The organism is Sphingobium sp. V4 (assembly GCF_029590555.1).
In the GTDB taxonomy this organism is placed as follows: Bacteria; Pseudomonadota; Alphaproteobacteria; order Sphingomonadales; family Sphingomonadaceae; genus Sphingobium.
Genome location: NZ_CP081001.1, coordinates 1,325,621 through 1,349,482 on the forward strand (window position 1 = coordinate 1,325,621; position 23,862 = coordinate 1,349,482).

Here is a 23,862-nt window from a genome sequence, read left to right on the forward strand (position 1 = left end):
ATTTGCAAATTGGCAAATTTGCATTTGCGAAAATTGCGAAAGCATCGTTAGGGGAAGCACAGGACGGCTGCCGCCGCAATTCTGGAGAGATGCACGAATGTCGAAGCTCGCCATCATCGAACAGCTGGAAGCCAAGCGCGACGCGGCGCGTCTGGGCGGCGGCCAGCGTCGCATCGACGCCCAGCACGCCAAGGGCAAGCTGACCGCGCGCGAACGGCTCGACGTGCTGCTGGACGAAGGCAGCTTCGAGGAGCTGGACATGTATGTCGAGCATAACTGCATCGACTTCGGCATGGACGAACAGCATATTCCCGGCGACGGCGTCGTCACCGGATCGGGCACGATCAACGGTCGGCTGGTGTTCGTGTTCAGCCAGGACTTCACCGTCTATGGTGGCGCGGTCTCGGAACGGCACGCCATGAAGATCTGCAAGATCATGGACATGGCGCTGAAGGTCGGCGCTCCCGTGATCGGCCTCAACGACAGCGGCGGCGCGCGTATCCAGGAAGGCGTCGCCTCGCTCGGCGGCTATGCGGAGATTTTCCAGCGCAACGTGCTGGCGTCGGGCGTGGTGCCGCAGATCAGCGTCATCATGGGGCCGTGCGCGGGCGGCGCGGTCTATTCTCCGGCCATGACCGACTTCATCTTCATGGTGAAGGATAGCAGCTTCATGTTCGTGACTGGTCCCGACGTGGTCAAGACCGTCACCAACGAGGTCGTGACCCAGGAGGAACTGGGTGGCGCTGTCACGCATACGACCAAGTCGGGCGTGGCGGACGTAGCATTCGAAAATGACATAGAAGCGCTGCTGGCGGTGCGCGATTTCGTCGACTTCCTGCCCGCGTCCAACAAGGAACCAGTGCCGGAACGGCCGAGCGCCGATCCGTGGGACCGGATCGAGGAGAGCCTCGACACGCTGATCCCCGCCAACGCGAACCAGCCTTATGACATGCACGAACTGATCCGCAAGGTCGTGGACGAGGGCGATTTCTTTGAGGTGCAGCCAGCCCATGCGGGCAATATCCTCTGCGGTTTCGGCCGGATCGAGGGCAAGACGGTGGGCATCATCGCCAACCAGCCGATGGTGCTGGCCGGGGTGCTGGACATTAATTCATCGAAGAAGGCCGGGCGCTTCGTCCGCTTCTGCGATGCGTTCGAAATTCCCATCGTCACCTTCGTGGACGTCCCAGGCTTCCTGCCCGGCACCGCGCAGGAGCATTCGGGTATCATCAAGCATGGCGCGAAGCTGCTCTTCGCCTATGCCGAGGCGACCGTGCCCAAGATCACCGTCATCACGCGCAAGGCCTATGGCGGCGCCTATGACGTCATGTCCTCCAAGCATCTGCGCGGCGACTTGAACTATGCCTGGCCCACTGCTGAGATCGCGGTGATGGGCGCGAAGGGCGCGGTCGAGATCATCTTCCGCGGCAAGACGCCCGAGGAAATCGCCGAAAAGACGAAGGAATATGAAGACCGCTTCGCCAACCCCTTCGTGGCGGCGGGCAAGGGTTTCATCGACGAGGTGATCCAGCCCCACTCGACGCGCCGCCGCATCGCGCTGGGTCTGCGCAAGCTGCGCAACAAGGCGCTGGAGAACCCCTGGAAGAAGCACGACAATATTCCGCTTTGACGGCCCGCAGGGCCGTCATCCCAGCGCAGGCTGGGATCGCGTGCGGCCAGGTTGCCCATCATTGCCTGAGGCCCCAGCTTTCGCTGGGGTGACGATGTGAGGATAGTATGAAACTCGGCCGCTTGAACCATATCGGTATCGCGACGCCCTCGCTGGAGGCATCGCTCGCTTATTATCGCGACATCATGGGCGCGACGATCACGCACGAGCCGTTCGACCTCCCTGCTCAGGGAGTGAAGGTCTGCTTCGTCGATACGCCGGGCGAGAACGGTACCTCCGGCACGCAGATCGAACTGATCGAGCCGCTGGGAGAGGCCAGCCCGATCCATGGCTTCATCGCCAAAAACCCGGCCGGCGGGCAGCATCATATGTGCTATGAAGTGCCCGACATCCACGAGGCCAAGGCGTGGTTCGAGGGGCTGGGCAAGAAGGTGCTCGGCGAACCCCGCATCGGCGCGCATGGCACGCTCATTTTCTTCGTCCATCCCAAGGACATGAATGGCGTGCTGACCGAGATTATGGAGACGCCGAAGGAGGCGCATTGACATTGCCCCTCCCGCAAGCGGGAGGGGCAGCGAGACTTGGCGGCTTTGCCGCCTGGTCGCAGCGGGGTGGGCAAGGGACAGTTCACTCCAACTTCGGCTAGCCAACAAGTTGGCAGGCCTGCGTATCCTCTCCCGCAAGCGGGAGAGGAATAAGGGTAGGGAAGTATGACCGAGAAGCCGACACTGGACCAATGGGCCGCCGCAGCCGCCAAGGAAGTGAAGGGCAAGGATCTGACCTGGCAGACCCCGGAAGGGATCGCCGTCAAACCGCTCTACACGGCCGAGGACGTGACCGTCGATCCGGGCCTGCCGGGCTTCGCGCCTTTCACCCGGGGCGTCCGTGCATCCATGTATGCGGGCCGTCCCTGGACCATCCGCCAATATGCGGGCTTCTCCACGGCCGAGGAATCCAACGCCTTCTATCGCCGCAACCTGGCAGCGGGGCAGAAGGGGCTATCCGTGGCCTTCGACCTCGCCACCCATCGCGGCTATGACAGCGACCATTCGCGTGTCGTGGGCGATGTCGGCAAGGCCGGCGTGGCGATCGACACGATCGAGGATATGAAGATCCTGTTCGACGGCATCCCGCTCGACCAGATGTCGGTCAGCATGACGATGAACGGCGCGGTGATCCCGATCCTCGCCTTCTTCATCGTCGCGGGCGAGGAGCAGGGGGTTGATCGCAAGCTGCTCGACGGGACCATCCAGAACGACATCCTCAAGGAGTTCATGGTCCGCAACACCTATATCTACCCGCCCGAACCCTCGATGCGGATCATCTCCGACATTTTCGGCTACACCAGCCGCGAGATGCCCAAGTTCAACAGCATCTCCATTTCCGGCTATCATATGCAGGAAGCCGGCGCGACGCAGGTGCAGGAACTGGCTTTCACCATCGCCGACGGCGCGGAATATGTGCGTTATGGCGTGGCGAGCGGCCTCGACATCGACAAGTTCGCCGGGCGGCTGAGCTTCTTCTTCGCCATCGGCATGAACTTCTTCATGGAAATCGCCAAGCTGCGCGCCGCGCGCGTGCTGTGGCATCGGGTCATGACGAAGCTCGGAGCGAAGGACGAGCGCTCGAAGATGCTGCGCACCCATTGCCAGACATCGGGCGTCTCGCTGACCGAGCAGGACCCCTATAACAACGTCATGCGTACCACGATCGAGGCGATGGCCGCGATGCTGGGTGGCACCCAGTCGCTGCACACCAATGCGCTGGACGAAGCGATCGCGCTGCCGACCGACTTCTCGGCCCGCATCGCGCGCAACACCCAGATCGTGATCCAGGAAGAGACGGGCATGTGCAACGTCGTCGATCCGCTGGGTGGCAGCTATTATGTCGAGGCGCTGACCCAGCAACTGGTCGACGCCGCGCAGGAGATCATCGACCGCGTCGAAGCCGAAGGCGGCATGGCCAAGGCCGTCGCGGCCGGCTGGCCCAAGGCGATGATCGAGACCGCCGCCGCCGCACGCCAGGCGCGGGTCGATCGGGGCGACGACGTGATCGTGGGAGTGAACAAGTACCGCCTCGCCAATGAAGACCTGCTCGAAACGCTGGAAGTCGACAACGCCAAGGTGCGCGAAGGCCAGATCGCCCGCATCAACAAGGTGAAGGCGCAGCGCGACGAGCAAGCTTGCCAGGCCGCGCTTGCGGCGTTGCGCGCCGCCGCCGCCGGGCCGCAGACGATCGAGAATAATCTCCTCGCCCATGCCGTCGAAGCGGCGCGCGCCCGCGCCACGCTGGGCGAAATCTCCTCCGCGATGGAGGACAGCTTCAACCGCTACGGCACGCAGCCGACACCGGTGAAGGGCGTCTATGCCGCCCCCTATGAAGGGGACAGCCGCTGGCAACAGGTTCTCGACGGGGTGCAGGCCGTCGAACGGCGCCTCGGTCGCAAGCCCAAACTCCTCGTCGCCAAGATGGGGCAGGACGGGCACGACCGAGGCGCCAACGTCATCGCGTCCGCCTTTGGCGACATGGGCTTCGACGTGGTCTCCGGCCCGCTGTTCCAGACTCCGGAGGAAACTGTGGTGCTGGCGCTCGACAGCGGCGTGGATGTGGTCGGCGCTTCGTCGCTTGCCGCCGGGCACAAGACGCTGATCCCTGAACTGATCGCCAAGCTGCGCGAAAAGGGGCGCAGCGACATCAAGGTGATCGCGGGCGGCGTCATCCCGCCGCAGGATTACGACTTCCTTCGTGACGCAGGGGTTCAGGGCATTTATGGGCCGGGTTCCAATGTCGTGGAGTGCGCCGCCGACGTGCTGCGCCTGCTCGGCCACAACATGCCCCCGGCGGGGCTAGAGGAAGCTGCGTAATAATGACCATCACCGCCCGCACCGACTGGACCCGTGACGAAATCGCCGCGCTGTTCGACCTGCCCTTCGCCGACCTGATGTTCGAGGCGCAGTCGATCCACCGCGCGAACTTCCCGCGCAACGAAGTGCAATTGTCCACCTTGCTGTCGATCAAGACCGGCGGTTGCCCGGAGGATTGCGGCTATTGCAACCAGTCCGCATCGGCGGACAGCGGCCTCAAGGCCGAGAAGCTGATGAGCGTGCAGGCGGTGATGCAGGCGGCGGCGCAGGCGAAGGATGCCGGCAGCTCGCGCTTCTGCATGGGCGCCGCCTGGCGCAACCCCAAGGACCGCGACATGCCCGCCATCGTCGAGATGGTGAAGGGTGTGCGCCAGATGGGCATGGAGACCTGCATGACGCTGGGAATGCTCAGCGAAAGCCAGGCCAAGACGTTGGCCGATGCAGGCCTCGATTATTACAACCATAATATCGACACTTCGCCCGAACATTATGAGAAGGTCATCACCACCCGGACCTTCGACGACCGGCTGGAAACTCTGGAAAATGTCCGCAATTCGGGGATCAATGTCTGCTCCGGCGGGATCGTGGGCATGGGCGAAACGCGCGAGGATCGCGTCGGCTTCCTCCACGCGCTGGCCGTGCTGCCGCAGCATCCCCAAAGCGTGCCGATCAACGCGCTGGTGCCGGTGAAGGGCACGGTGCTGGGCAACATGCTGGCAGACACACCGCTCGCCAGGATCGACGAGATCGAGTTCGTCCGCACGGTCGCGGTCGCGCGCATCGTGATGCCGGAATCGATGGTTCGCCTGAGCGCAGGCCGCGAGAGCATGTCGGACAGTTGCCAGGCGCTCTGCTTCATGGCGGGCGCGAACAGCATCTTCACCGGCGACAAGCTGCTGACCACCGCCAATGCCGGCGACAATGCCGACGCGGCGCTGTTCGCGAAGCTGGGCGTCGTGCCCATGCAGGCCGAAGTGAAGGTCGAGCTGGAGGCAGCGGAGTGACAGGGCCGCACTCTGATCTGGGATTTTAGCGGCGCCAAGCAACAACAGCCGTTCGCTTCGGGCGACGTCGGGAATCGCTTCTCGGCACGCTCGACCCGAACCGCAGCATATAGGACTGGGACAGGAAGTATAATGGCAATCACCAAGATCCTGATCGCGAACCGTGGCGAGATTGCGTGCCGTGTCATGCGGACCGCGAAGAAGATGGGCATCAAGACCGTGGCGGTCTATTCCGATGCCGATGCGCGCGCGCCGCATGTGCTGATGGCGGACGAGGCCGTCCATATCGGCCCGTCGCCTGCCGCCCAGTCCTATCTGATCGCCGAAAAGATCATCGAGGCGTGCAAGGCCACCGGCGCCGATGCGGTGCATCCGGGCTACGGCTTCCTCTCCGAGCGGGAGAGCTTCCGCAAGGCGCTGGACGCCGAGGGCATCATCTTCGTCGGCCCGCCCGCCAACGCCATCGCCGCCATGGGCGACAAGATCGAGTCCAAGAAGCTGGCCATGGAAGCGGGCGTCAATGTCGTCCCCGGCTATGTCGGCGTGATCGAGGACACCGAACACGCCGTCCGCATCTCCAACGAGATCGGCTATCCGGTGATGATGAAGGCATCGGCCGGCGGCGGCGGCAAGGGGATGCGGCTTGCCTATTCCGAACAGGATGTCCGCGAAGGCTTCGAGGCGACCAAGCGCGAAGGCCTCAACAGCTTCGGCGATGACCGCGTATTCATCGAGAAGTTCATCGAAAGCCCGCGTCATATCGAAATTCAGGTGCTGGGCGACCAGCATGGCAATATCGTCTATCTGAACGAGCGCGAATGTTCGATCCAGCGCCGCCACCAGAAGGTGGTCGAGGAAGCACCGTCGCCCTTCGTCAGCCCTGAAATGCGCAGGAAGATGGGCGAACAGTGCGTCGCCCTGGCCCGCGCGGTCGGCTATTTCAGCGCCGGCACGGTCGAACTGATCGTCAGCGGTGAGGACAAGACCGGGGACGGCTTCTACTTCCTCGAAATGAACACCCGCTTGCAGGTCGAACATCCCGTCACCGAGGAAATCACCGGCGTCGACCTGGTCGAACAGATGATCCGCGTCGCCAATGGCGAGGAACTGAGCTTCACCCAGGCGGACGTGAAGATCAACGGATGGGCGATCGAGAACCGCGTCTATGCCGAAGATCCCTATCGCGGCTTCCTGCCGTCCACCGGCCGCCTGATCCGCTATAATCCGCCCGAAACCGGCACGGACGAGAGCGGCGCGCTGATCCGCGTGGATGACGGTGTGGTCGAAGGCGGCGAAGTCTCCATGTTCTACGACCCGATGATCGCCAAGCTCATCACCTGGGCGCCCACCCGCCTTGAAGCGATCGACAAGCAGATCGAGGCGCTCGACAAGTTCGAGATCGAGGGGCCTGGGCATAATATCGATTTCGTCTCCGCGCTGATGCAGCATGAGCGGTTCCGGTCGGGCAACATCACTACCGGCTTCATTGCAGAGGAATATCCCGAGGGCTTTACCGGCGCGCCCGCGTCGCCGCAACTGCTCCAGCGGCTGTCGGCGATCGGTGCCTTTGCCGCCATGGCGCAGGCCGATCGCGCCCGCCGCATTGACGGGCAACTCGGCAGGCGCCTCAGCCCCCCGACCGGCTGGCAGGTCAAGATTGGCGATGCGGTCCATGATGTCGTGATCGATGGCGATGAAGTGACGGTCGATGGCGAGGCGATCGACATGGCGCTCGAATATACGCCGGGTGACCGCCTGATCGAGGCGGAGTTCGGCGAGGAGCAACTGGCCGTGCGGATCGCGCCGGTGCGCTCCGGCTTCGTGCTGACGGCGCATGGCGCCAGCCACAAGCTGCGCATCCTGCCCGCCCATGCCGCTCCCCACGCGGCGCACATGATCGAAAAGATCCCGCCCGACCTGTCGCGCTTCCTGATCTGCCCGATGCCCGGCCTGCTGGTCGCGCTGAACGTGAAGGAAGGCGACAAGGTCGAGGTCGGCCAGCCGCTCGCCGTGATCGAGGCGATGAAGATGGAAAATATCCTCCGCGCCGGAAAGGCGGGCACGGTCAAGAGCGTATCCGCCGCTCAGGGCGAAAGCCTGCCGGTAGACGCGGTGATCCTGGAACTGGAGTAAGGCTCCAACCTCCGTTCGTGTCGGGCTTTTCGACTGCCTGCCAAGGCGGGCGCTCAGGGCAGGCGACGTCGAGACACGCCGCTCGACTTCGCTCGACACGAACGGTTAGGGTAGCGCCATGCACCTGACCCACGATCCCGGCGCCCCGGCCGCCGACCCGATCAGCTTCGATGATTTCCTGAAGGTCGACATCCGCGTCGGCACGATCGTCTCGGCCGAACCCTATCCGCAAGCGCGCAAGCCCGCCTACAAACTGCTGATCGATTTCGGTCCGACCATCGGCCACAGGAAGTCCAGCGCCCAGATCACCGAAAATCACGCGATCGAAGACTTGCCCGGCCGCCAGGTCGCCGCCGTGGTCAATTTCCCCCCGCGCCAGATCGGGAAGTTCATGTCGGAGGTGCTGACCCTTGGCTTCGCCGATGAAAGCGGAGCCGTGACCCTGTTCGCACCGGACAAGGCGGTGCCCAACGGATCGCGGCTGTTTTGACCTTGGGCAGGCAGCGCTGAGGCTGCTGGCGACCATTTTTTGCCATTTGCAGGCCTTTGTGCCGATACCACTAGCGGACATTCGGCCAGTCTGACACGATACGCCGATGCCGAGCATATTTGTCGAAGCGGACGAACCTCTACTCGTTTTCCCTGATCTCAAGGTAGCTCAACGGTATCTCGAAGCCGAGGACGTTCGCAACGGTATTTACCCACGCGCGTTTGGTCCATCGGGTGAGCAGTATTCGATTGATGCTGACGGCTCTCGGGTCATCATAAGTCTGATGGACGCGCCTGCGGACGCGGCCACTTTGATGGCACTTCTGAAGCGGTCTTTGACAGCAGTCGGTGAGCAGCCTGACGACGATGCCACTCTGCCCGAGCTTGTGGCATCGGCAGAGGCATTTTGGGACGAACGCGATCCAATAGGCGATCGCTTTTCAAAACCCGTTCCTTGGTGGGGGTGCCTTCTCGCGGTGATAGCAATTGGAGCCATGGCAGCATATATTTTGGCTTGAGCTGCCAGTCCGCCGTCGACCCCGATCGCCGTGCTGCGACTAATTGCCGAGCGATCTGCGCGATAGCCGTGTGTCCGTTTCGGAGAAAGGAGCGGACCGGGCAAAATCGACCACTTGCGGTCCCGCCCATGCTTCGGCACCGTCCTCACATGCAGACGCTAAACAAAAAACTCGCGATGATTGTTGCGGTAAAATCTGCAACGCTGTTGACGTCTTGTTCGCCTAATCCAATCGAAATTCATGCGTGCCTCCTCGGGAAAAATCTTGCTTTTCATGTGGAGAATACGCGCGGTTGGGTCTCAGATAGCGTTGCCCGACCTTGGAGCGTGTCTGTATTCGAATATCGGACCAAAATGGCTTGGGAAACGAAAGTGCCCTACGGGCTGGCTGAAAATCGGGAACATACATATCAGCCGCAGCGAAGCATTATTCTTTACGGTGATCGGTATGTTGGTTGGGAAGTCCAACAGGAAGCTCAACCGCTGATCAGAGGAAAGAACTACATCGTGACGATTTGGTCTGACGGCGGGGAGGGCCGCTTGGACATGATTTATGGCACCAAGCTTCCTGCATGTCCCAACGGCAGCTAAAGCCCTTAAGCGTCCAAAAGCCGTCAGTCCGCAATCCACCCAAGTTTGTCATTCCCGCGCAGGCGGGAACCCATCTTCTGACCTCGCATCCAGCGTTAGGTCGAAGAAATGGATATATGCCTTGGCGGGGATGACGTTAAAAAAGACCGCCGCTTAGCGACCCTTCCGGACATTCAACTCATACCCATTAAAACCGGTCCGCTAGGACTTGCTTCGACCCATGGCTGCGCCTGTCAGCGGTAAGAATGAATGAAGGCTGTCCTACACGCCGTCTTCCCGTCATAGTCGAGCAGCGGCGGTTCATGGACGCAGGGCAGGAGCCGCAATTATTTCGGGCGGGGGGATATCGACATGCAAAGTAGCAGCCGAAAAGCAGAATATCCCGGCGACGGTGTGAACTTCGCCGCGATGCCCAATTCCGCGGCCGTCCACGCCATCGCATCCGTCCGTTCGATGAAGCCCTGCGACGGTGTGAACTTCGCTGCCATGATCGTTCGACATTGCCCTGCGATAGTGTGAACTTCGGCGCAAACGGGCATTTTCATGGCATCCAGTGACAGTGTGAACTTCGGGGGTGGAATGACGCAATCGGTCGGCAGCGACTATGTGATGGACGCACGGCGGGACCGGCTGGTCATTACCGCCTCGGCGCTCGGCACGGTGTTCGAATGGTATGATTTCTATATCTACGGCGTGCTGGCGCCGATCATCGGGCGCACCTTCTTCCCGACCGACAATCCGACTGTCGAACTCCTCTACACGCTGGCCGGCTTCGCGATCGGCTTTGCCTTCCGGCCGCTGGGCGCCGTGCTGTTCGGCTATCTCGGCGACCGGTGGGGGCGCAAATATACTTTCCTTGCCACCATCGTCCTGATGGGCGCGGCCACGGCCGGCGTCGGCCTCACGCCGTCGGCGGCGGCCATCGGTGTCGCGGCGCCGGTCATCCTCATCCTGCTGCGCGTGGCGCAAGGGCTGGCGCTTGGCGGCGAATATGGCGGCGCGGCCATCTATGTCGCCGAACATGCACCTACCGGAAAGCGCGGTTTCTATACCAGCTTCATCCAGGCCGGGGTCATCGGCGGTTTCGTCCTGTCGCTGATCGTCGTGGTCGGCACGCAGGCGATCGTGGGCAAGGCGGTGTGGGACGCATGGGGCTGGCGCATCCCCTTCATCCTGTCGCTCGCGCTGCTCGGCATATCCTTGTGGATGCGGTTGATGTTGCGCGAAAGCCCGGTCTTCACCGCGATGAAGGCGGCGGGCACGCAGGCGAAGAACCCGCTCAAGGAAGCCTTCACCGCGCCGGGCAATGTCAGGCGGATGCTGGTGGCGATGATCGGCATTGCCGCGGGTTTTACGGTGATCGCCTATACGGTGATGTTCCAGGCGCTCTATTTCCTGCAGAACGGCCTGCACGTCGCGCCGGGCATGGCGCAGTTGCTGGTCGGCGGCAGCGCCTTTTTCGGCGTCGCCAGCTTCATCTTCTTCGGCTGGCTGTCCGACCGGGTGGGGCGCAGGAAGCCGATCCTCATCGGCTATGCGCTGGTGCTGCTGCTGGCGCTGCCGCTCTACCAGTTCATGGGGCGGACGGCGAACCCGGAACTGGAGGCGGCGGCGGCGCGCGGGCCGGTGGTGGTGAGCGGCCCGGATTGCCGTTTCGATCCCTTTGCCAAGGTTCAGCCGACCGACTGCGGAAAGCTGCTCGACCATTTTTCCAAGCGCGGCATCCCTTATGAAAAGCGGGAGGCGGCCATGCCGGGCGTGGCGATCGGCGATGCTTCGGTCGGCGACTTCAGTCCGGACGGGTTGGACGCGGCGCTGGCGGCTGGCGGATATCCGACCGGGACGGTGACGCCCGACTGGCCGCGGGCGCTGGCGCTGTTCGGCGCGCTGTTGCTGCTCTGGACGCTATCGGGCGCGACCTATGGCCCGGTGGCGGCCTTGCTGTCGGAATATTTCCCCGCGCGCATCCGCTATTCCTCGCTGTCCATCCCCTATCATATCGGCACCGGCTATTTCGGCGGGTTCCTGCCGCTGGTCAGCCAATATATCGTGGCGCGGACGGGCGATCCCTATGCGGGCCTGTGGTACACGCTCGCGGTGGTGGCGCTGGCGCTTGTCACCTGCCTGATCGGATTGCCCGAAACCCGGGATCGCCCCCTCGACGCCTGAGTACCGGGACGCTATCGGCAGCGGGATGCACGGCTATATCGCTCCGCTGCGCCTGCGCCTGGATGGCGACGCGCTTGTCTCCAACTGGCGCTGGCTTGCGGGCGCGAGCGGCGATGCGGCCTGTGGCGCGGCGATCAAGGCCGACGGCTATGGGCTGGGCGCGGTCGGGGTCATGCGGCGGCTGCTGCGCGCGGGCTGTCGCGATTTCTTCGTGTCCAACTGGGGCGAGGCGGCAGCGGTCGAACCCTTGCTGGAGGAGGGCGTCGGCCTTTCCGTCCTCCACGGCGTGCGGGAAGAGGATATGCGCCAGGCGCTGGGTTCGCGGGCGCGGCCGATACTCTGCACGCCCTTGCAGGCGGCCCGCTGGCGCGCGGCCGGGGGCGGCGCGTGCGACCTGATGGTCGATACCGGCATGAACCGGCTGGGGCTCGATTGGCGGGGCGATCTCGCGGCGGCGACCGGGGGATTGGAAATCGCGACGTTGCTCAGCCATCTCGCTTCGGCGGACGAGGATGTCGCGCTCAATGCCACCCAGCGGCAGCGGTTCGTCGGAATCAGGAATGCCGTGGCGGCGCAACGCTACAGCCTTGCCAACAGCGCGGGCATTTGCCTGGGGCGCGATTATCATTTCGACCTGACCCGGCCGGGGCTGGCGCTTTATGGCGGCATCCCGCGAGACCAGGCGGCAGGGCATATCCGCGCCGTGGTGCAGCCGCAGGCGCAAGTGCTGCAACGCCGCCGCCTGATCGCCGGGGACAGTATCGGCTATAATGCCATCTTCACCGCCGATCGTGACCATGAGGTCGCGATCCTGAACCTGGGCTATGCCGACGGCTATCTGCGTGGCTTTTCCGGCAAAGGCGCGGCCCGTCACGAGGGCGAGCGCATGCCGCTGCTGGGTCGGGTGTCGATGGATCTGATCGCGGTCGATGTCAGCGCGAGGCCCGATGTGGCGGAGGGCGACTGGATGACGATCGACTATGCGCTGCCGGACGCGGCGGCGGTATCGGGCCTGTCGCAATATGAGTTGCTGACGGGGCTGGGTGCGCGCTTCGACCGGGTATGGGAATGAAAAAGGCCGCCGATCTCTCGATCGGCGGCCTTTTCGTCAGCCTTGCAGCCTCAGCGCTCGATGCACATGGCAACGCCCATGCCGCCGCCGATGCAGAGGGTCGCAAGGCCCTTCTTCGCGTCGCGCTTCGCCATTTCATACAACAAGGTGGTCAGCACGCGCGCGCCTGAAGCGCCGATCGGATGACCGATGGCGATCGCGCCGCCATTGACGTTGACCTTTTCCGGATCCCAGCCCAGTTCCTGGCCGACTGACAGGGCCTGCGCGGCGAACGCTTCGTTCGCTTCGATCAGGTCGAGGTCGGCCACGCTCCAGCCCGCCTTCTCCAGCGCCTTGCGGCTGGCCGGAGCCGGGCCGATGCCCATGATCGACGGATCGACGCCGCAAGTGGCGAAGCCCGCGATGCGCCCCAGGATCGTCGCGCCGCGCTTGGCGGCAGCGTCGGCTGTCATCAGCACCAGCGCGGCGGCGCCATCGTTGATGCCGCTGGCGTTGCCCGCGGTGACGGTGCCGTCCTTCTTGAAGGCGGGGCGCAGCGCCTGCATCGCCTCGATCGTCGCACCGGCGCGAATATATTCGTCATGTTCGACGATCATGTCGCCCTTGCGGCCCTTGATCGTGATCGGCACGATCTCGTCGGCGAAGCGGCCGGCGGCGCGGGCCGCCTCCGCCTTGTTCTGGCTGGCGACGGCGAAGGCGTCCTGAGCATCGCGGCTGATCTGGTATTTTTCCGCCAGATTTTCGGCGGTGATGCCCATATGATAGTTGTTGAAGGCATCAGTCAGGCCGTCATGGATCATGGTGTCGACCAACGTCACCGGCCCCATCTTCGCGCCGGCGCGAAGCAACTGGGCGTGCGGGGCCAGCGACATGCTTTCCTGGCCCCCGGCCACCATGATGCTGGCGTCGCCGGCGCGGATCGCCTGGGCCGCGAGTGCGACGGCGCGCAGGCCCGAGCCGCAAAGCTGGTTGAGGCCGATTGCCGTGCGCTCGACCGGGATGCCGGCGTTGACGGCGGCCTGGCGCGCGGGGTTCTGCCCCTGTCCTGCGGACAGAACCTGCCCGAGGATCACTTCATCCACTTCGTCCGGCGCGACGCCGGCCTGAGCAAGTGCGGCGAGGATCGCCTGACGACCGAGTTCATGCGCCGGGGTCGAAGCGAAAGCCCCCAGGAAGCTGCCGACAGGCGTACGCTTGGCGGCGGTGATGACGATGTCTGACAAAGCCTTGATCCTCGTTGGTGATGAATATTTTTTCGCGGCTGCACATAGCATCAACCGCCATGGCTGGAAAGCCAAAGGGAGAGCGGATTCCACAGCATTTCGCGCGCGCGCCCTCCCACCACCATGCCGACATGGCCGAGCGAGAGACTGCGCTGTTCGCGCAGCGCGGGGCCGGCCTCGGCGGGGACGATGCGGTCGTTGGTCGATACGATGGAAAGGCTGGGACAGTCGAGCGCGGCGGGATCGACCATGCGGCCATCGATCAGCCAGCGTCCCGAACCGCTCGCATTACCGGCGTAGAACCCCTCGAACAGGTCGCGTCCCGCAGCGAAGGTCAGCGGCGCGCCACCATTGGCCCAATCCTCGACCGCCAGGAAAGCGCGCTCGGCATCCGATCCCGGTTCCGCGTCGGCGAAAGCCGCAAATTTGCGGATGGTACGGGTCGGGTCCATCGCCCAGAAGCCGGATTGCAGCACCTCCATCGGCACGGAACCGATCCGCTCACACATGTCCTTTGCTCCACGCCACAGCCCGCCGATCAGATCCAGGTCGCGCGCCGGAAAGCCATCGAACCGCCAGGGGGCGGCGATGGTCACCAGGGCGGGAAAGCGCTGCATCGCCGCGGCGCCGAGCGCGAGGCACCCGCCGAGGCAATAGCCGACCAAAATGGGCGGACGCGGCAGTGCGCCCAGCATCGGCAACAGCCGTTGCGTCACATGGCCGTCAAGCCCGAGCATAGCGTCTCTCGCCGTCGGGTTGCCCCAATCGACGAGATAGGCATCATGGCCTGCTGCGGCCATGCGGCGCAGCAAAGACCGGCTTTCGGACAGATCCAGTACCTGCGGCGGATTGATCAGGGACGGAATGAATACGATTGGGAAACGGCCGTTTTCCGCGCCATATCGCAGCAGTCGCGCCGGTCCGGCGCTGGCGAGGTGCCAAGGCTGCGGCGCGGGGGCGGGACGCTGAGCCTCCTGATATTTGCGCAGCCCCCGGAACGCCCGGCGCCGAAGGTCGGGATCACCCTCCGTTTCGCGCCATAAAATGTTGAGAAAAAGGGGTAAAGGGCGCGGCCCATGTTGCGGTGCGGTATCACCTTGTGCTAATGCGATATGTGCAGGTGTGGGAGAGGAATCCATGACCAAATCCAAGACCGTCAATGAATCTGAGCCGGTCGTCATCAAGAAGTACGCCAACAGGCGGCTCTATAATACCGAAACCTCCAGCTATATCACGCTCGATCTGCTGTCGCAGATGACCCGCGAGGGGCGCGAGTTCGTCGTTGTCGACGCCAAGACCGGCGAGGACATCACGCATAATGTGCTGACCCAGATCATCATGGAAGAGGAACAGCGCGGCAAGAATATGCTGCCGGTCAACTTCCTGCGCCAGCTGATCGCCATGTATGGCGATTCGATGCAATCGATGGTGCCGCAATATCTGGAAGCGTCGATGGACGCCTTCCGCAAGAACCAGCAGCAGTTCCAGGAAGCGATGAAGGGCGCATTCGGTGGCGGTCCGCTCGCCGAAATCGCCAAGCGCAACATGCAGATGTTCGAGGCCGCGGCCAGCGCCTTCGGCAGCGGCGTGCCGGTGATACCCGGTATGACGCCCCCGGCCGCGCCGACATCGGAAGGCAGCAAGGACGACGAGATCAAGGATCTCAAGGCTCAACTGGCTGCGCTGAACGCGAAGATCGACAAGCTGAGCTGAAAGCGGATCGACACCGGCATGGCGAAGGCGGACAGGCTTGAACGGCTCGATATGCGGCGGGCCGAACTGGAGAGCGAATATCGAGCCTCCCTGATCGCAGCCTTGCACGTGACGGCGGCCGGGCGCTGGGGTCTGTTTGCCCATCAGAAGGACAAGGCCGCGATCGCCCGCACCGCGCCGGTGATCGCGGCGCTGACCGAACTGGCGACCGAGATCGACGCGATGCGCGATACACTGGGGTTGGAACCATTCGATCTGCACCGGGACTTCATGGCGGCCCGCGGCCCTGCGGCCGCTGATGCCGTCGGCGAACCGAGGCAGGCGGGCGCATGGTTGCAGCGGATGGGTGCCACCACAGACTGACCGCGCCTCGGGGGTCGACAGGCATGGCGCGTATGGCCTATGGCCCGCCATTCTTCTTTCCCGACTAGCCAAGGTCCGCACCCCGTGAAGCACGCCCTTAATGTCACCCGCGAGCAGGATTTCGCCGCCTGGTATCAGGCCGTCATTTCGGAGGCCGACATGGCCGAGGAAAGCGGAGTGCGCGGCTGCATGGTCATCCGGCCCTGGGGCTATGGCATCTGGGAACGTATCCAGAAGCTGCTGGATGAGAGGATTAAGGCGACCGGCCACGAAAATTGCTATTTCCCGCTGTTCATTCCGCTGAGCTATTTCGAGAAGGAGGCGGAGCATGTGGATGGTTTTGCCAAGGAAATGGCGGTCGTCACCCATCACCGGCTGATCCAGCAGGACGGCAAGCTGGTCCCCGATCCTAGCGCGAAGCTTGAGGAGCCGCTGGTCGTGCGCCCCACGTCGGAGACCGTGATCGGCGCGGCCTTCAGTCGCTGGGTGCAGAGCTGGCGCGATCTGCCCGTCCTCATCAACCAGTGGGCCAATGTCGTGCGCTGGGAAATGCGGACCCGCATGTTCCTGCGCACCGCCGAATTTCTCTGGCAGGAAGGCCATACCGCCCACGCCACGGTGGACGAGGCGATGGACGAGACATTGAAAATGCTCGAAGTCTATCGCAGCTTCGCCGAGGAGTGCATCGCGCTGCCCGTCGTCGCGGGCGAGAAGCCGGAGAATGAACGCTTCCCCGGCGCGGTCGCGACCTATTCGATCGAGGCTATGATGCAGGACGGCAAGGCGCTCCAGGCCGGCACCTCGCACTTCCTGGGCACGACGTTCAGCCAGGCCCAGAATATCCGGTTTCAGAATGCCGAAGGCCAACAGGAACTGGCGCAGACCACCAGCTGGGGCGTGTCGACCCGGATGATCGGCGGCCTCATCATGGTCCATGGCGACGATGACGGGCTGCGCGTACCGCCGCGCGTCGCTCCCTGGCAGATCGTCGTCGTGCCCATGCTGCGCGATACGGAAGAGGACGCCGCGATCATCGATTATTGCACCGATCTGGTCGACCAGCTCAACGGGCTGGACCTGTTTCGCGAGCCGGTGCGTGCGCTGCTCGACAGGCGTCCGGCCAAGGCGGCGAACAAGCGCTGGGGATGGGTCAAGAAGGGCGCGCCGATCGTGATCGAGGTCGGCGGGCGCGATGTCGCCGGCAGCAATGTCTCGGTCATCCGCCGCGACCGACTCTATCGCGAAGACGGCAAGCTCGACAGCCGGATCGTCGCCAAAGCTGATTTCGTCGCAGGGGCAACGGCGATGCTGGAGGATATTCAGGCGTCCTTGTTCGCCGACGCCAAGGCGCGGCTGGATGGCAATATCGACAGGTCGATCACGGACATCGAGGCACTGAAAGCCTATTTCAACGCCAGCAAGAAGCCCGGCTGGGCGCTGGTGCAATGGTCAAAGCCGACCGGCGAAGCACTGGAGAAGGTGGTGCAGTGGCTCAAGGGCGAGAAGCTGACCCTTCGCAACGTGCCGAGCGATGCGGAGGCCGCGGATGGTGCGTGCATCTTCACCGGCGGAAAGGCGGTGGAGCGGGTGCTGGTCGGGCGGAGTTACTGACCCGGTAAATCGCCCTTCCCGAAGGCGGGAGTGGCAGCGAGACTTGATAAGCCGACGGCCAGATTAGTCGCGTCAGGATGTGGGCATTTGCGAGTTTACGCAGGCCCATCCCCTAGTCCCCTCCCGCAGGCGGGAGGGGAAACAGACGCTACAGCACATATTTGCTCAGATCCGTGTCATGCGCGATCTGGTTCAGTTGCTTTTCCACATAGGCGCGGTCGATCACCAGCGTTTCGCCGCGGCGATCCTCCGCTTCGAAGCTCACATCCTCCAGCAGCTTTTCCATGACCGTCTGGAGGCGGCGGGCGCCGATATTCTCGACCTCGCTGTTCACTTCGGCGGCGATCTTTGCGACGGCGCGGATGCCCTCGGGCGTGAGATCGATCGTCACTTCCTCGGTCGCCAGCAACGCCCGATATTGCGCTACCAGGCTGGCCTTGGTGTCGGAGAGAATCGCAACGAAATCCTCTTCGGTCAGCGCTTTCAATTCGACTCGGATCGGCAGGCGGCCCTGCAATTCGGGCAGCAGGTCGCTGGGCTTGGCAACATGGAAGGCGCCCGACGCGATGAACAGGATATGGTCGGTCTTGAGCGGGCCATATTTGGTGGAGACGGTGGTGCCCTCGATCAGCGGCAGCAGGTCGCGCTGCACGCCTTCGCGGCTGACGGAGCCGCCGCGCACGTCGCTGACCGCGATCTTGTCGATCTCGTCGAGGAAGACGATGCCATTCTGCTCGGCGCTGGTGATGGCGGTGCGGGCGACATCATCCTGGTCCAGCCGCTTGTCCTGTTCTTCCTCGACCAGCTTGTCCCAGGCGTCGGCGACGCGCATCTTGCGGCGCTTCTTCTGCACCTGGCCGAACGCCTTGGACATCATGTCGCTGAGGTTGATCATCCCGACCTGGCCGCCCATGCCGGGAATCTCCATCGGCATGGAGGGGCTGTCGGCGACTTCCACCTCGACCTCGACCTCGTTCATCTGGTCGTTCTCGATCTTCTGGCGGAAGGAGAGGCGGGTCGCCTCGCTCGCTTCCTTGCCGGTCAGGGCGTCGAGCAGGCGGGCCATGGCGGCTTCGGACGCCGCTTCGCGCACGGCTTCACGGCGGCGATCCTTCTCCAGACGCACGGCTTCCTCGACCAGGTCGCGCACGATCTGCTCGACATCGCGGCCGACATAGCCGACCTCGGTGAACTTGGTCGCCTCGACCTTTACGAACGGCGCATCGGCAAGCTTGGCGAGGCGGCGGCTGATTTCCGTCTTGCCGCAGCCGGTCGGCCCGATCATCAGGATGTTCTTGGGCGTCACCTCGTCACGCAGTTCGGCGGACAGGTGCTGCCTGCGCCAGCGGTTGCGCAGCGCCACGGCGACCGCGCGCTTGGCATCCTGCTGGCCGATGATATGTGCGTCGAGCGCGGCGACGATGGCTTTGGGGGTCAGGTTGTCGTTCATGATCTCTTCTTGAAATCTCAGGAAACGCTGTCGAGCGTTTCGATGGTGAGCTGGTCGTTGGTGTAGACGCAGATGTCGGCCGCGACGGCCATCGCCTTGCGGGCGAGGGTTTCCGCGTTTTCCTCATATTCCACCAGCGCGCGGGCGGCGGCGAGCGCGAAATTGCCGCCCGAACCGATTGCGGCGACAGTGCCGTTCGGGTGGGCCAGCGGTTCCAGCACATCGCCATTGCCGGTAAGGATCAGGGTCACGTCCTTGTCCGCGACGATCATCATCGCTTCCAGATTGCGCAGATATTTGTCGGTCCGCCAGTCCTTGGCCAGCTCCACCGCAGCGCGCATCAACTGTCCATTATGGCGGTCCAGCTTGGCCTCCAGCCGTTCGAACAGGGTGAAGGCATCGGCGGTAGCGCCGGCAAAGCCGCCGATGACGGAGCCGTCATGCAGGCGGCGGACTTTCCGGGCGTTGGGCTTCATCACCGTCTGGCCCATGGAGACCTGGCCATCGCCGGCGACGACGACCTTCCCATTCTTGCGGACGGACATGATGGTGGTGCCATGCCAGACAGGCATGGCCGAGCTGCGTTGGTCATTCATGGCGCGGCATATGGGACGCGGCATCGCGCCGTGCAAGTCGGGCTTTTGTTCACGCCGGAACGTGTCATTTGCGCGACAATATTCTTACAAAATGTTCAGGAACAAATCTGCGTCAATTGACATTGTGCATCGCACAACGAATGATTACCGAGCAGAAGGAGTATCCATGTCTCTCAAGGCCAGAGCACAGGAAAAGGTCGAACGCGCGGGTATTTCCAATTATTCGTTCGATCAGGATATTCTGGTCATGTGCGGTGTGCGTTACACGATCGAAGCGTGCGAGTGCGGCGAACCCGATTGTGACGGAGTCCGTCTGCGCAAGAATGCGACCGCGATCGGCCGCATCCTGCAATAGCGTTTTCTTCTTCAGTGCATGGCGTCCTTTCCGGCACGACCCACCGATTCGATATCCCGACCCACCCCCTGCACTGTATTGCAGGCGGAAAGGGTCGTAAGCAGCAGGCCGCCGATCACGAGAATAAGGGCTTGACGCATAGAGGCTGAACTCCTGAATTTCGAATGCCTCTCTATAGTCGGCGATCCGACGGTCGGGAAAGCATTTTGCATCGAATCGATGGACAGTGTTGACAGGGCGCGCGGCCGATGCCAAAGGCCGCCTCCTCCTTACAGGGGGCGCGTAGCTCAGCGGTAGAGCACACCCTTCACACGGGTGGGGTCACAGGTTCAATCCCTGTCGCGCCCACCATGGCCCGGCGGTCATGGCAGGATAGATTATTTCCCGGCATTGATCTTTTTATTCGCGTCGCGCTAAGCCTTCTTGCCATGAAGCGGCGTGTCCGCGCGCCGGCCTGAAAGGACGAATATGCCCCCCTATCTGAAAGGTAGCGCTGCTCTCGGCGCGCTGCTGCTGATCCCCGTCATTCCCGTCCATGCACAGGAAAGGCTGACGCTGGAGCGCGTCTTTGCCAGCCCCGATCTTGCAGGCCCCCAGCCGCGCGCGCTGAAGCTGTCGCCCGACGGATCGCTGGTGACCCTGCTCAAGCCCCGCGCCGAGGAGAAGGAACGGCTCGACCTGTGGGCGATCGACAGCAGGATCGGCGCCGAGCGGATGCTGGTCGATTCGAAGAAGACCGGGACGGGCGCCGAACTTTCCGAAGCGGAGAAGATGCAACGCGAGCGTGATCGTTCCGTCGCGGGCAGCACCGGCATCACCAGCTATGACTGGTCGCCGGACGGCAAGAGCGTTTTGGTGCCGGTGGACGGCGATCTCTATCTTGCCGGGCTGGACGGGAATGTCAAACGGCTGACCGACACGCCGGACGGCGAACTGAACGGCGTGGTCAGCCCGAAGGGCGGGTTCGTGTCCTTCGTGCGCGGCGGCAATCTCTTTGTCCAGCCGATCGATGGCGCCGAACGGCAGGTAACGCAGGGCGCGAGCGAGACCGTAAACTGGGGCGTTGCAGAGTTCGTCGCGCAGGAGGAAATGGACCGGCGCACCGGATATTGGTGGTCGCCCGACGACAGTCGCATCGCGGTGGCGCGGGTCGATGAAGGCCCGGTCGGCATCGTCACCCGCACCGCGATCGGCGGGGAGGGGACGAAGGTCTATCAGCAGCGCTACCCCGCGGCCGGCACGCCCAACGCCGTCGTCGATCTCTATGTGCTGAAACCGGACGGATCGGCGCAGGTAAAGGTCGATCTGGGCAGCGATACGGACATCTATCTTGCCCGCGTGAACTGGTCGAAGGATGGGCGGACGCTCTATGTCCAGCGCGAGAGCCGGGACCAGAAGCGGCTCGACCTGCTCGCTGTCGATCCCGCGACCGGCAAGGCGAAGGTGGTACTGACCGAGACGGCGAAGAACTGGATCAACCTGTCCAACAACTTCCGCCCGCTGAATGATGGCAGCTTTCTCTGGTGGTCGGAAAAGAGCGGTCATGGCCATATTTATCGCGTCAGGGACGCCAAATGGACGGCGCTGACCGGCGGCGACTGGGAGGTCCGCGACGTGGTCGGCGTGGACGAGGCCAAGGGGCTGGTCTATTTCACCGGCAATCGCGAAACGCCGCTGGAACAGCAACTCTATGTGACGTCACTTGGCAAGCCTGGTCCTGCGCGTGCGCTGACTGCCAAGGGCTGGTGGAACGACGCCGTCATGGACGGGGCGGCCAGCCGGGCGGTGGTGACGCGCCAGAATAGCGACCAGCCCAAGCAGGTCTACCTGGCCGACAGTGGCGGCAAGCGGTTGCAATGGCTGTCCGAAAATGCGCTGACGGGCAGCCATCCCTATGCCCCCTATGTCGCCGGCCATGTGAAGACGACATTCGGAACGGTGAAGGCGGCGGATGGGACGACGCTTTATACGAAGATCATGACCCCGCCGATCGAGCCGGGCAAACGCTATCCCGTGTTCATGATCCATTATGGCGGTCCCGGCGGCGGGCGTCAGGTCACGAACACATGGTCCGGCGCGCTCAACCAATATCTGGTCGACCGGGGCTGGATCGTCTTTGCCATCGACAATCGCGGCACGCCCGATCGCGGCAAGGCGTTCGAGGATCATCTCTACCGCGCCATGGGCACGGTCGAGGTCGAGGACCAGTTGAAGGGTGTCGAATGGCTGAAGGACCAGCCCTATGTCGATCCGAAGCGGATCGCTACCTATGGCTGGTCCTATGGGGGCTATATGTCGCTCAAGCTGCTGGAAAAGGCGCCGGGCGTCTTCGCGGCGGCGGTGGCAGGTGCGCCGGTGACCAAGTGGCAACTCTACGACACCCATTATACAGAGCGCTATCTGGGCCGGCCGCAGGACAGGCCGAGCGCTTATCCGGCGTCGGGTGCGATCGATGAGGCCGCGAAGATCACCGATCCGCTGTTGCTGATCCATGGCATGTCCGACGATAATGTCGTGTTCGACAATGCCACCGCACTGATGGCGAAGATGCAGGGCGCGGCGGTGCCGTTCGAGATGATGGCCTATCCCGGCCAGACCCACCGCGTCGGCGGGCCGGGCATCAGCGTCCATCTGTGGCGCACGATCGGGCGATTTCTGGCTGCCCATGCCGGCGGGCCGGACGCAGACTGACGGGTAGGGCTATCGCCAGGCGTGGAAGATCGCCCGGCGATAGCGGTCCTTGCGCCGGACCGGCATCGCCCATTTGCGCCAGCCCTTGTTGTCCAGCGCTGCCGGCGTCACATGAAACCGGGAATAGCCAAATCTCGCGGAGGGCGAGGATGTAATCAACGCTGGGGCAGGGGTGGCAGCGGCATTGACTGCATCAACTGAAGATCCGGTGGTGTGAGGAGGGGGGGAAGGGTTGGTCGGGGCTTGAGCGGTAATCTGCGCGCTATCGGGCCGGCAAGCCCTTCTTTCTGGACAAACGCCGCAGTATCGCTATGGCCCGCACTCCGCAATATTGCATTGGAGTGGAGACTTTAGTCATGGGTTACAAGGTCGTCGTCGTTGGTGCCACCGGTAATGTGGGCCGCGAGATGCTGACCATTCTCGCTGAGCGCGAGTTCCCTATTGACGAGATCGCGGCGGTCGCATCGCCCCGGTCGCACGGCACCGACGTCGATTTCGGTGACACCGGCAAGACGCTCAAATGCAAGAATATCGAGCATTTCGACTTCACCGGCTGGGACATCGCCCTGTTCGCCGCCGGCTCCGGCCCGACCGCCGAATATGCGCCCAAGGCTGCTGCGGCCGGCTGCGTCGTGATCGACAATTCGTCGCTCTATCGCATGGACCCGGACGTGCCGCTGATCGTGCCCGAAGTTAACCCGGACGCGATCGACGGCTATACGAAGAAAAACATCATCGCGAACCCGAACTGCTCGACCGCGCAGATGGTCGTTGCCCTGAAGCCGCTTCATGACGCGGCGAAGATCAAGCGCGTCGTCGTCGCGACCTACCAGTCGGTGTCCGGCGCGGGCAAGGCGGGCATGGACGAACTGTTCGAACAGTCGCGCAACATCTTCGTCGGCGACCCGGCCGAACCCAAGAAGTTCACCAAGCAGATCGCCTTCAACGTGATCCCGCATATCGACGTTTTCCTGGATGATGGTTCGACCAAGGAAGAATGGAAGATGGTCGCGGAGACCAAGAAGATCCTCGATCCGAAGGTCAAGGTCACGGCGACCTGCGTGCGCGTGCCGGTGTTCGTCGGTCACTCCGAAGCGCTGAACATCGAGTTCGAGAACGAGATTTCGGCCAAGGAAGCTCAGGACATTCTCCGCGAAGCGCCGGGCGTGATGCTCGTCGACAAGCGCGAGGATGGCGGTTACGTCACCCCGGTCGAATGCGTCGGCGACTATGCGACCTTTATCAGCCGCGTGCGGGAGGATTCGACGGTCGATAACGGCCTGTCGCTCTGGTGCGTCAGCGACAATCTCCGCAAGGGCGCGGCGCTGAATGCGGTGCAGATTGCCGAACTGCTGGGCCGCCGTCATCTCAAGAAGGGTTAAGTCGCCCCG

21 protein-coding genes and 1 tRNA gene are annotated in these 23,862 nt (G+C 63.3%); 17 read left to right on the forward strand and 5 right to left on the reverse strand.

Features of this window, described 5'->3' with window-relative positions:
• Nucleotides 1-97: 97 nt before the first annotated feature.
• The 10 genes from K3M67_RS06805 (at nucleotide 98) to alr (ending at nucleotide 12,469) form a co-directional block, all read left to right on the forward strand.
• A complete protein-coding gene (locus K3M67_RS06805) occupies nucleotides 98-1,630 on the forward strand; it encodes an acyl-CoA carboxylase subunit beta (protein ID WP_066861435.1) in 1,533 nt (510 codons plus the stop codon).
• Between the two features lie 107 nt (nucleotides 1,631-1,737).
• Nucleotides 1,738-2,175, forward strand: a complete 438-nt coding sequence (gene mce / locus K3M67_RS06810; RefSeq protein ID WP_066861438.1) for a methylmalonyl-CoA epimerase — start codon at nucleotides 1,738-1,740, stop codon at nucleotides 2,173-2,175.
• Between the two features lie 165 nt (nucleotides 2,176-2,340).
• On the forward strand, nucleotides 2,341-4,494 hold the full coding sequence (scpA, locus tag K3M67_RS06815) for a methylmalonyl-CoA mutase (protein WP_285832740.1): 2,154 nt from the start codon (nucleotides 2,341-2,343) through the stop codon (nucleotides 4,492-4,494).
• A 2-nt stretch (nucleotides 4,495-4,496) separates the two neighbouring features.
• Nucleotides 4,497-5,498 carry a biotin synthase BioB gene (gene bioB, locus K3M67_RS06820; protein ID WP_066861445.1) on the forward strand — a complete coding sequence of 334 codons (1,002 nt, stop codon included), beginning with the start codon at nucleotides 4,497-4,499 and terminating at the stop codon, nucleotides 5,496-5,498.
• Nucleotides 5,499-5,630: 132 nt separating this feature from the next.
• Complete coding sequence (locus K3M67_RS06825; RefSeq protein WP_066861448.1) at nucleotides 5,631-7,631, forward strand: acetyl-CoA carboxylase biotin carboxylase subunit; 2,001 nt, start codon at nucleotides 5,631-5,633, stop codon at nucleotides 7,629-7,631.
• 118 nt (nucleotides 7,632-7,749) lie between these two features.
• On the forward strand, nucleotides 7,750-8,121 hold the full coding sequence (locus K3M67_RS06830; RefSeq protein WP_066861452.1) for a tRNA-binding protein: 372 nt from the start codon (nucleotides 7,750-7,752) through the stop codon (nucleotides 8,119-8,121).
• Nucleotides 8,122-8,227: 106 nt separating this feature from the next.
• Complete coding sequence (locus tag K3M67_RS06835) at nucleotides 8,228-8,638, forward strand: hypothetical protein (RefSeq protein WP_285832741.1); 411 nt, start codon at nucleotides 8,228-8,230, stop codon at nucleotides 8,636-8,638.
• Between the two features lie 149 nt (nucleotides 8,639-8,787).
• Complete coding sequence (locus tag K3M67_RS06840; protein WP_285832742.1) at nucleotides 8,788-9,228, forward strand: hypothetical protein; 441 nt, start codon at nucleotides 8,788-8,790, stop codon at nucleotides 9,226-9,228.
• 579 nt (nucleotides 9,229-9,807) lie between these two features.
• Entirely contained in the window at nucleotides 9,808-11,397 is a 1,590-nt protein-coding gene (locus K3M67_RS06845; RefSeq protein WP_285832743.1) for an MFS transporter, read from the forward strand.
• 25 nt (nucleotides 11,398-11,422) lie between these two features.
• Entirely contained in the window at nucleotides 11,423-12,469 is a 1,047-nt protein-coding gene (gene alr / locus K3M67_RS06850; RefSeq protein WP_285832744.1) for an alanine racemase, read from the forward strand.
• 50 nt (nucleotides 12,470-12,519) lie between these two features.
• Here the strand turns inward: alr and K3M67_RS06855 are convergent, their stop codons facing one another.
• Both K3M67_RS06855 and K3M67_RS06860 read right to left on the reverse strand, forming a co-directional pair.
• Nucleotides 12,520-13,692 (reverse strand): acetyl-CoA C-acetyltransferase, encoded by a 1,173-nt coding sequence (locus tag K3M67_RS06855; RefSeq protein ID WP_285832745.1) that lies wholly within the window; start codon nucleotides 13,690-13,692, stop codon nucleotides 12,520-12,522.
• A 50-nt stretch (nucleotides 13,693-13,742) separates the two neighbouring features.
• Nucleotides 13,743-14,831, reverse strand: a complete 1,089-nt coding sequence (locus K3M67_RS06860; protein ID WP_285832746.1) for a polyhydroxyalkanoate synthase family protein — start codon at nucleotides 14,829-14,831, stop codon at nucleotides 13,743-13,745.
• On the opposite strand from K3M67_RS06860, the gene phaR reads away from it, so the two are divergent.
• From phaR to proS, 3 genes are all read left to right on the forward strand, one after another.
• Nucleotides 14,830-15,405, forward strand: a complete 576-nt coding sequence (phaR, locus tag K3M67_RS06865) for a polyhydroxyalkanoate synthesis repressor PhaR (RefSeq protein ID WP_066861467.1) — start codon at nucleotides 14,830-14,832, stop codon at nucleotides 15,403-15,405. The genes K3M67_RS06860 and phaR overlap by 2 nt on opposite strands.
• An 18-nt stretch (nucleotides 15,406-15,423) precedes the next feature.
• Complete coding sequence (locus K3M67_RS06870) at nucleotides 15,424-15,768, forward strand: hypothetical protein (protein WP_066861469.1); 345 nt, start codon at nucleotides 15,424-15,426, stop codon at nucleotides 15,766-15,768.
• 84 nt (nucleotides 15,769-15,852) lie between these two features.
• A complete protein-coding gene (proS, locus tag K3M67_RS06875; protein ID WP_285832747.1) occupies nucleotides 15,853-17,379 on the forward strand; it encodes a proline--tRNA ligase in 1,527 nt (508 codons plus the stop codon).
• A 148-nt stretch (nucleotides 17,380-17,527) separates the two neighbouring features.
• Here proS and hslU read toward each other — a convergent pair whose 3' ends face one another.
• Nucleotides 17,528-18,829 (reverse strand): ATP-dependent protease ATPase subunit HslU, encoded by a 1,302-nt coding sequence (hslU, locus tag K3M67_RS06880; protein ID WP_285832748.1) that lies wholly within the window; start codon nucleotides 18,827-18,829, stop codon nucleotides 17,528-17,530.
• A 17-nt stretch (nucleotides 18,830-18,846) separates the two neighbouring features.
• A complete protein-coding gene (gene hslV / locus K3M67_RS06885; RefSeq protein ID WP_198162959.1) occupies nucleotides 18,847-19,401 on the reverse strand; it encodes an ATP-dependent protease subunit HslV in 555 nt (184 codons plus the stop codon).
• 190 nt (nucleotides 19,402-19,591) lie between these two features.
• On the opposite strand from hslV, the gene K3M67_RS06890 reads away from it, so the two are divergent.
• Entirely contained in the window at nucleotides 19,592-19,780 is a 189-nt protein-coding gene (locus K3M67_RS06890; RefSeq protein WP_066861480.1) for a hypothetical protein, read from the forward strand.
• Nucleotides 19,781-19,791: 11 nt separating this feature from the next.
• Here the strand turns inward: K3M67_RS06890 and K3M67_RS06895 are convergent, their stop codons facing one another.
• Nucleotides 19,792-19,920 (reverse strand): entericidin A/B family lipoprotein, encoded by a 129-nt coding sequence (locus K3M67_RS06895; RefSeq protein ID WP_066861483.1) that lies wholly within the window; start codon nucleotides 19,918-19,920, stop codon nucleotides 19,792-19,794.
• A gap of 136 nt (nucleotides 19,921-20,056) precedes the next feature.
• Between K3M67_RS06895 and K3M67_RS06900 the strand changes: the two genes are divergently transcribed.
• The 3 genes from K3M67_RS06900 (at nucleotide 20,057) to K3M67_RS06910 (ending at nucleotide 23,853) form a co-directional block, all read left to right on the forward strand.
• Nucleotides 20,057-20,131: transfer RNA gene (locus K3M67_RS06900), tRNA-Val, on the forward strand.
• 117 nt (nucleotides 20,132-20,248) lie between these two features.
• Complete coding sequence (locus K3M67_RS06905) at nucleotides 20,249-22,471, forward strand: S9 family peptidase (RefSeq protein WP_285832749.1); 2,223 nt, start codon at nucleotides 20,249-20,251, stop codon at nucleotides 22,469-22,471.
• Between the two features lie 356 nt (nucleotides 22,472-22,827).
• The gene (locus tag K3M67_RS06910) at nucleotides 22,828-23,853 is read left to right on the forward strand and encodes an aspartate-semialdehyde dehydrogenase (protein ID WP_066859456.1); all 1,026 of its coding nucleotides are present in this window, start codon (nucleotides 22,828-22,830) and stop codon (nucleotides 23,851-23,853) included.
• The last annotated feature ends 9 nt before the right edge of the window (nucleotides 23,854-23,862 follow it).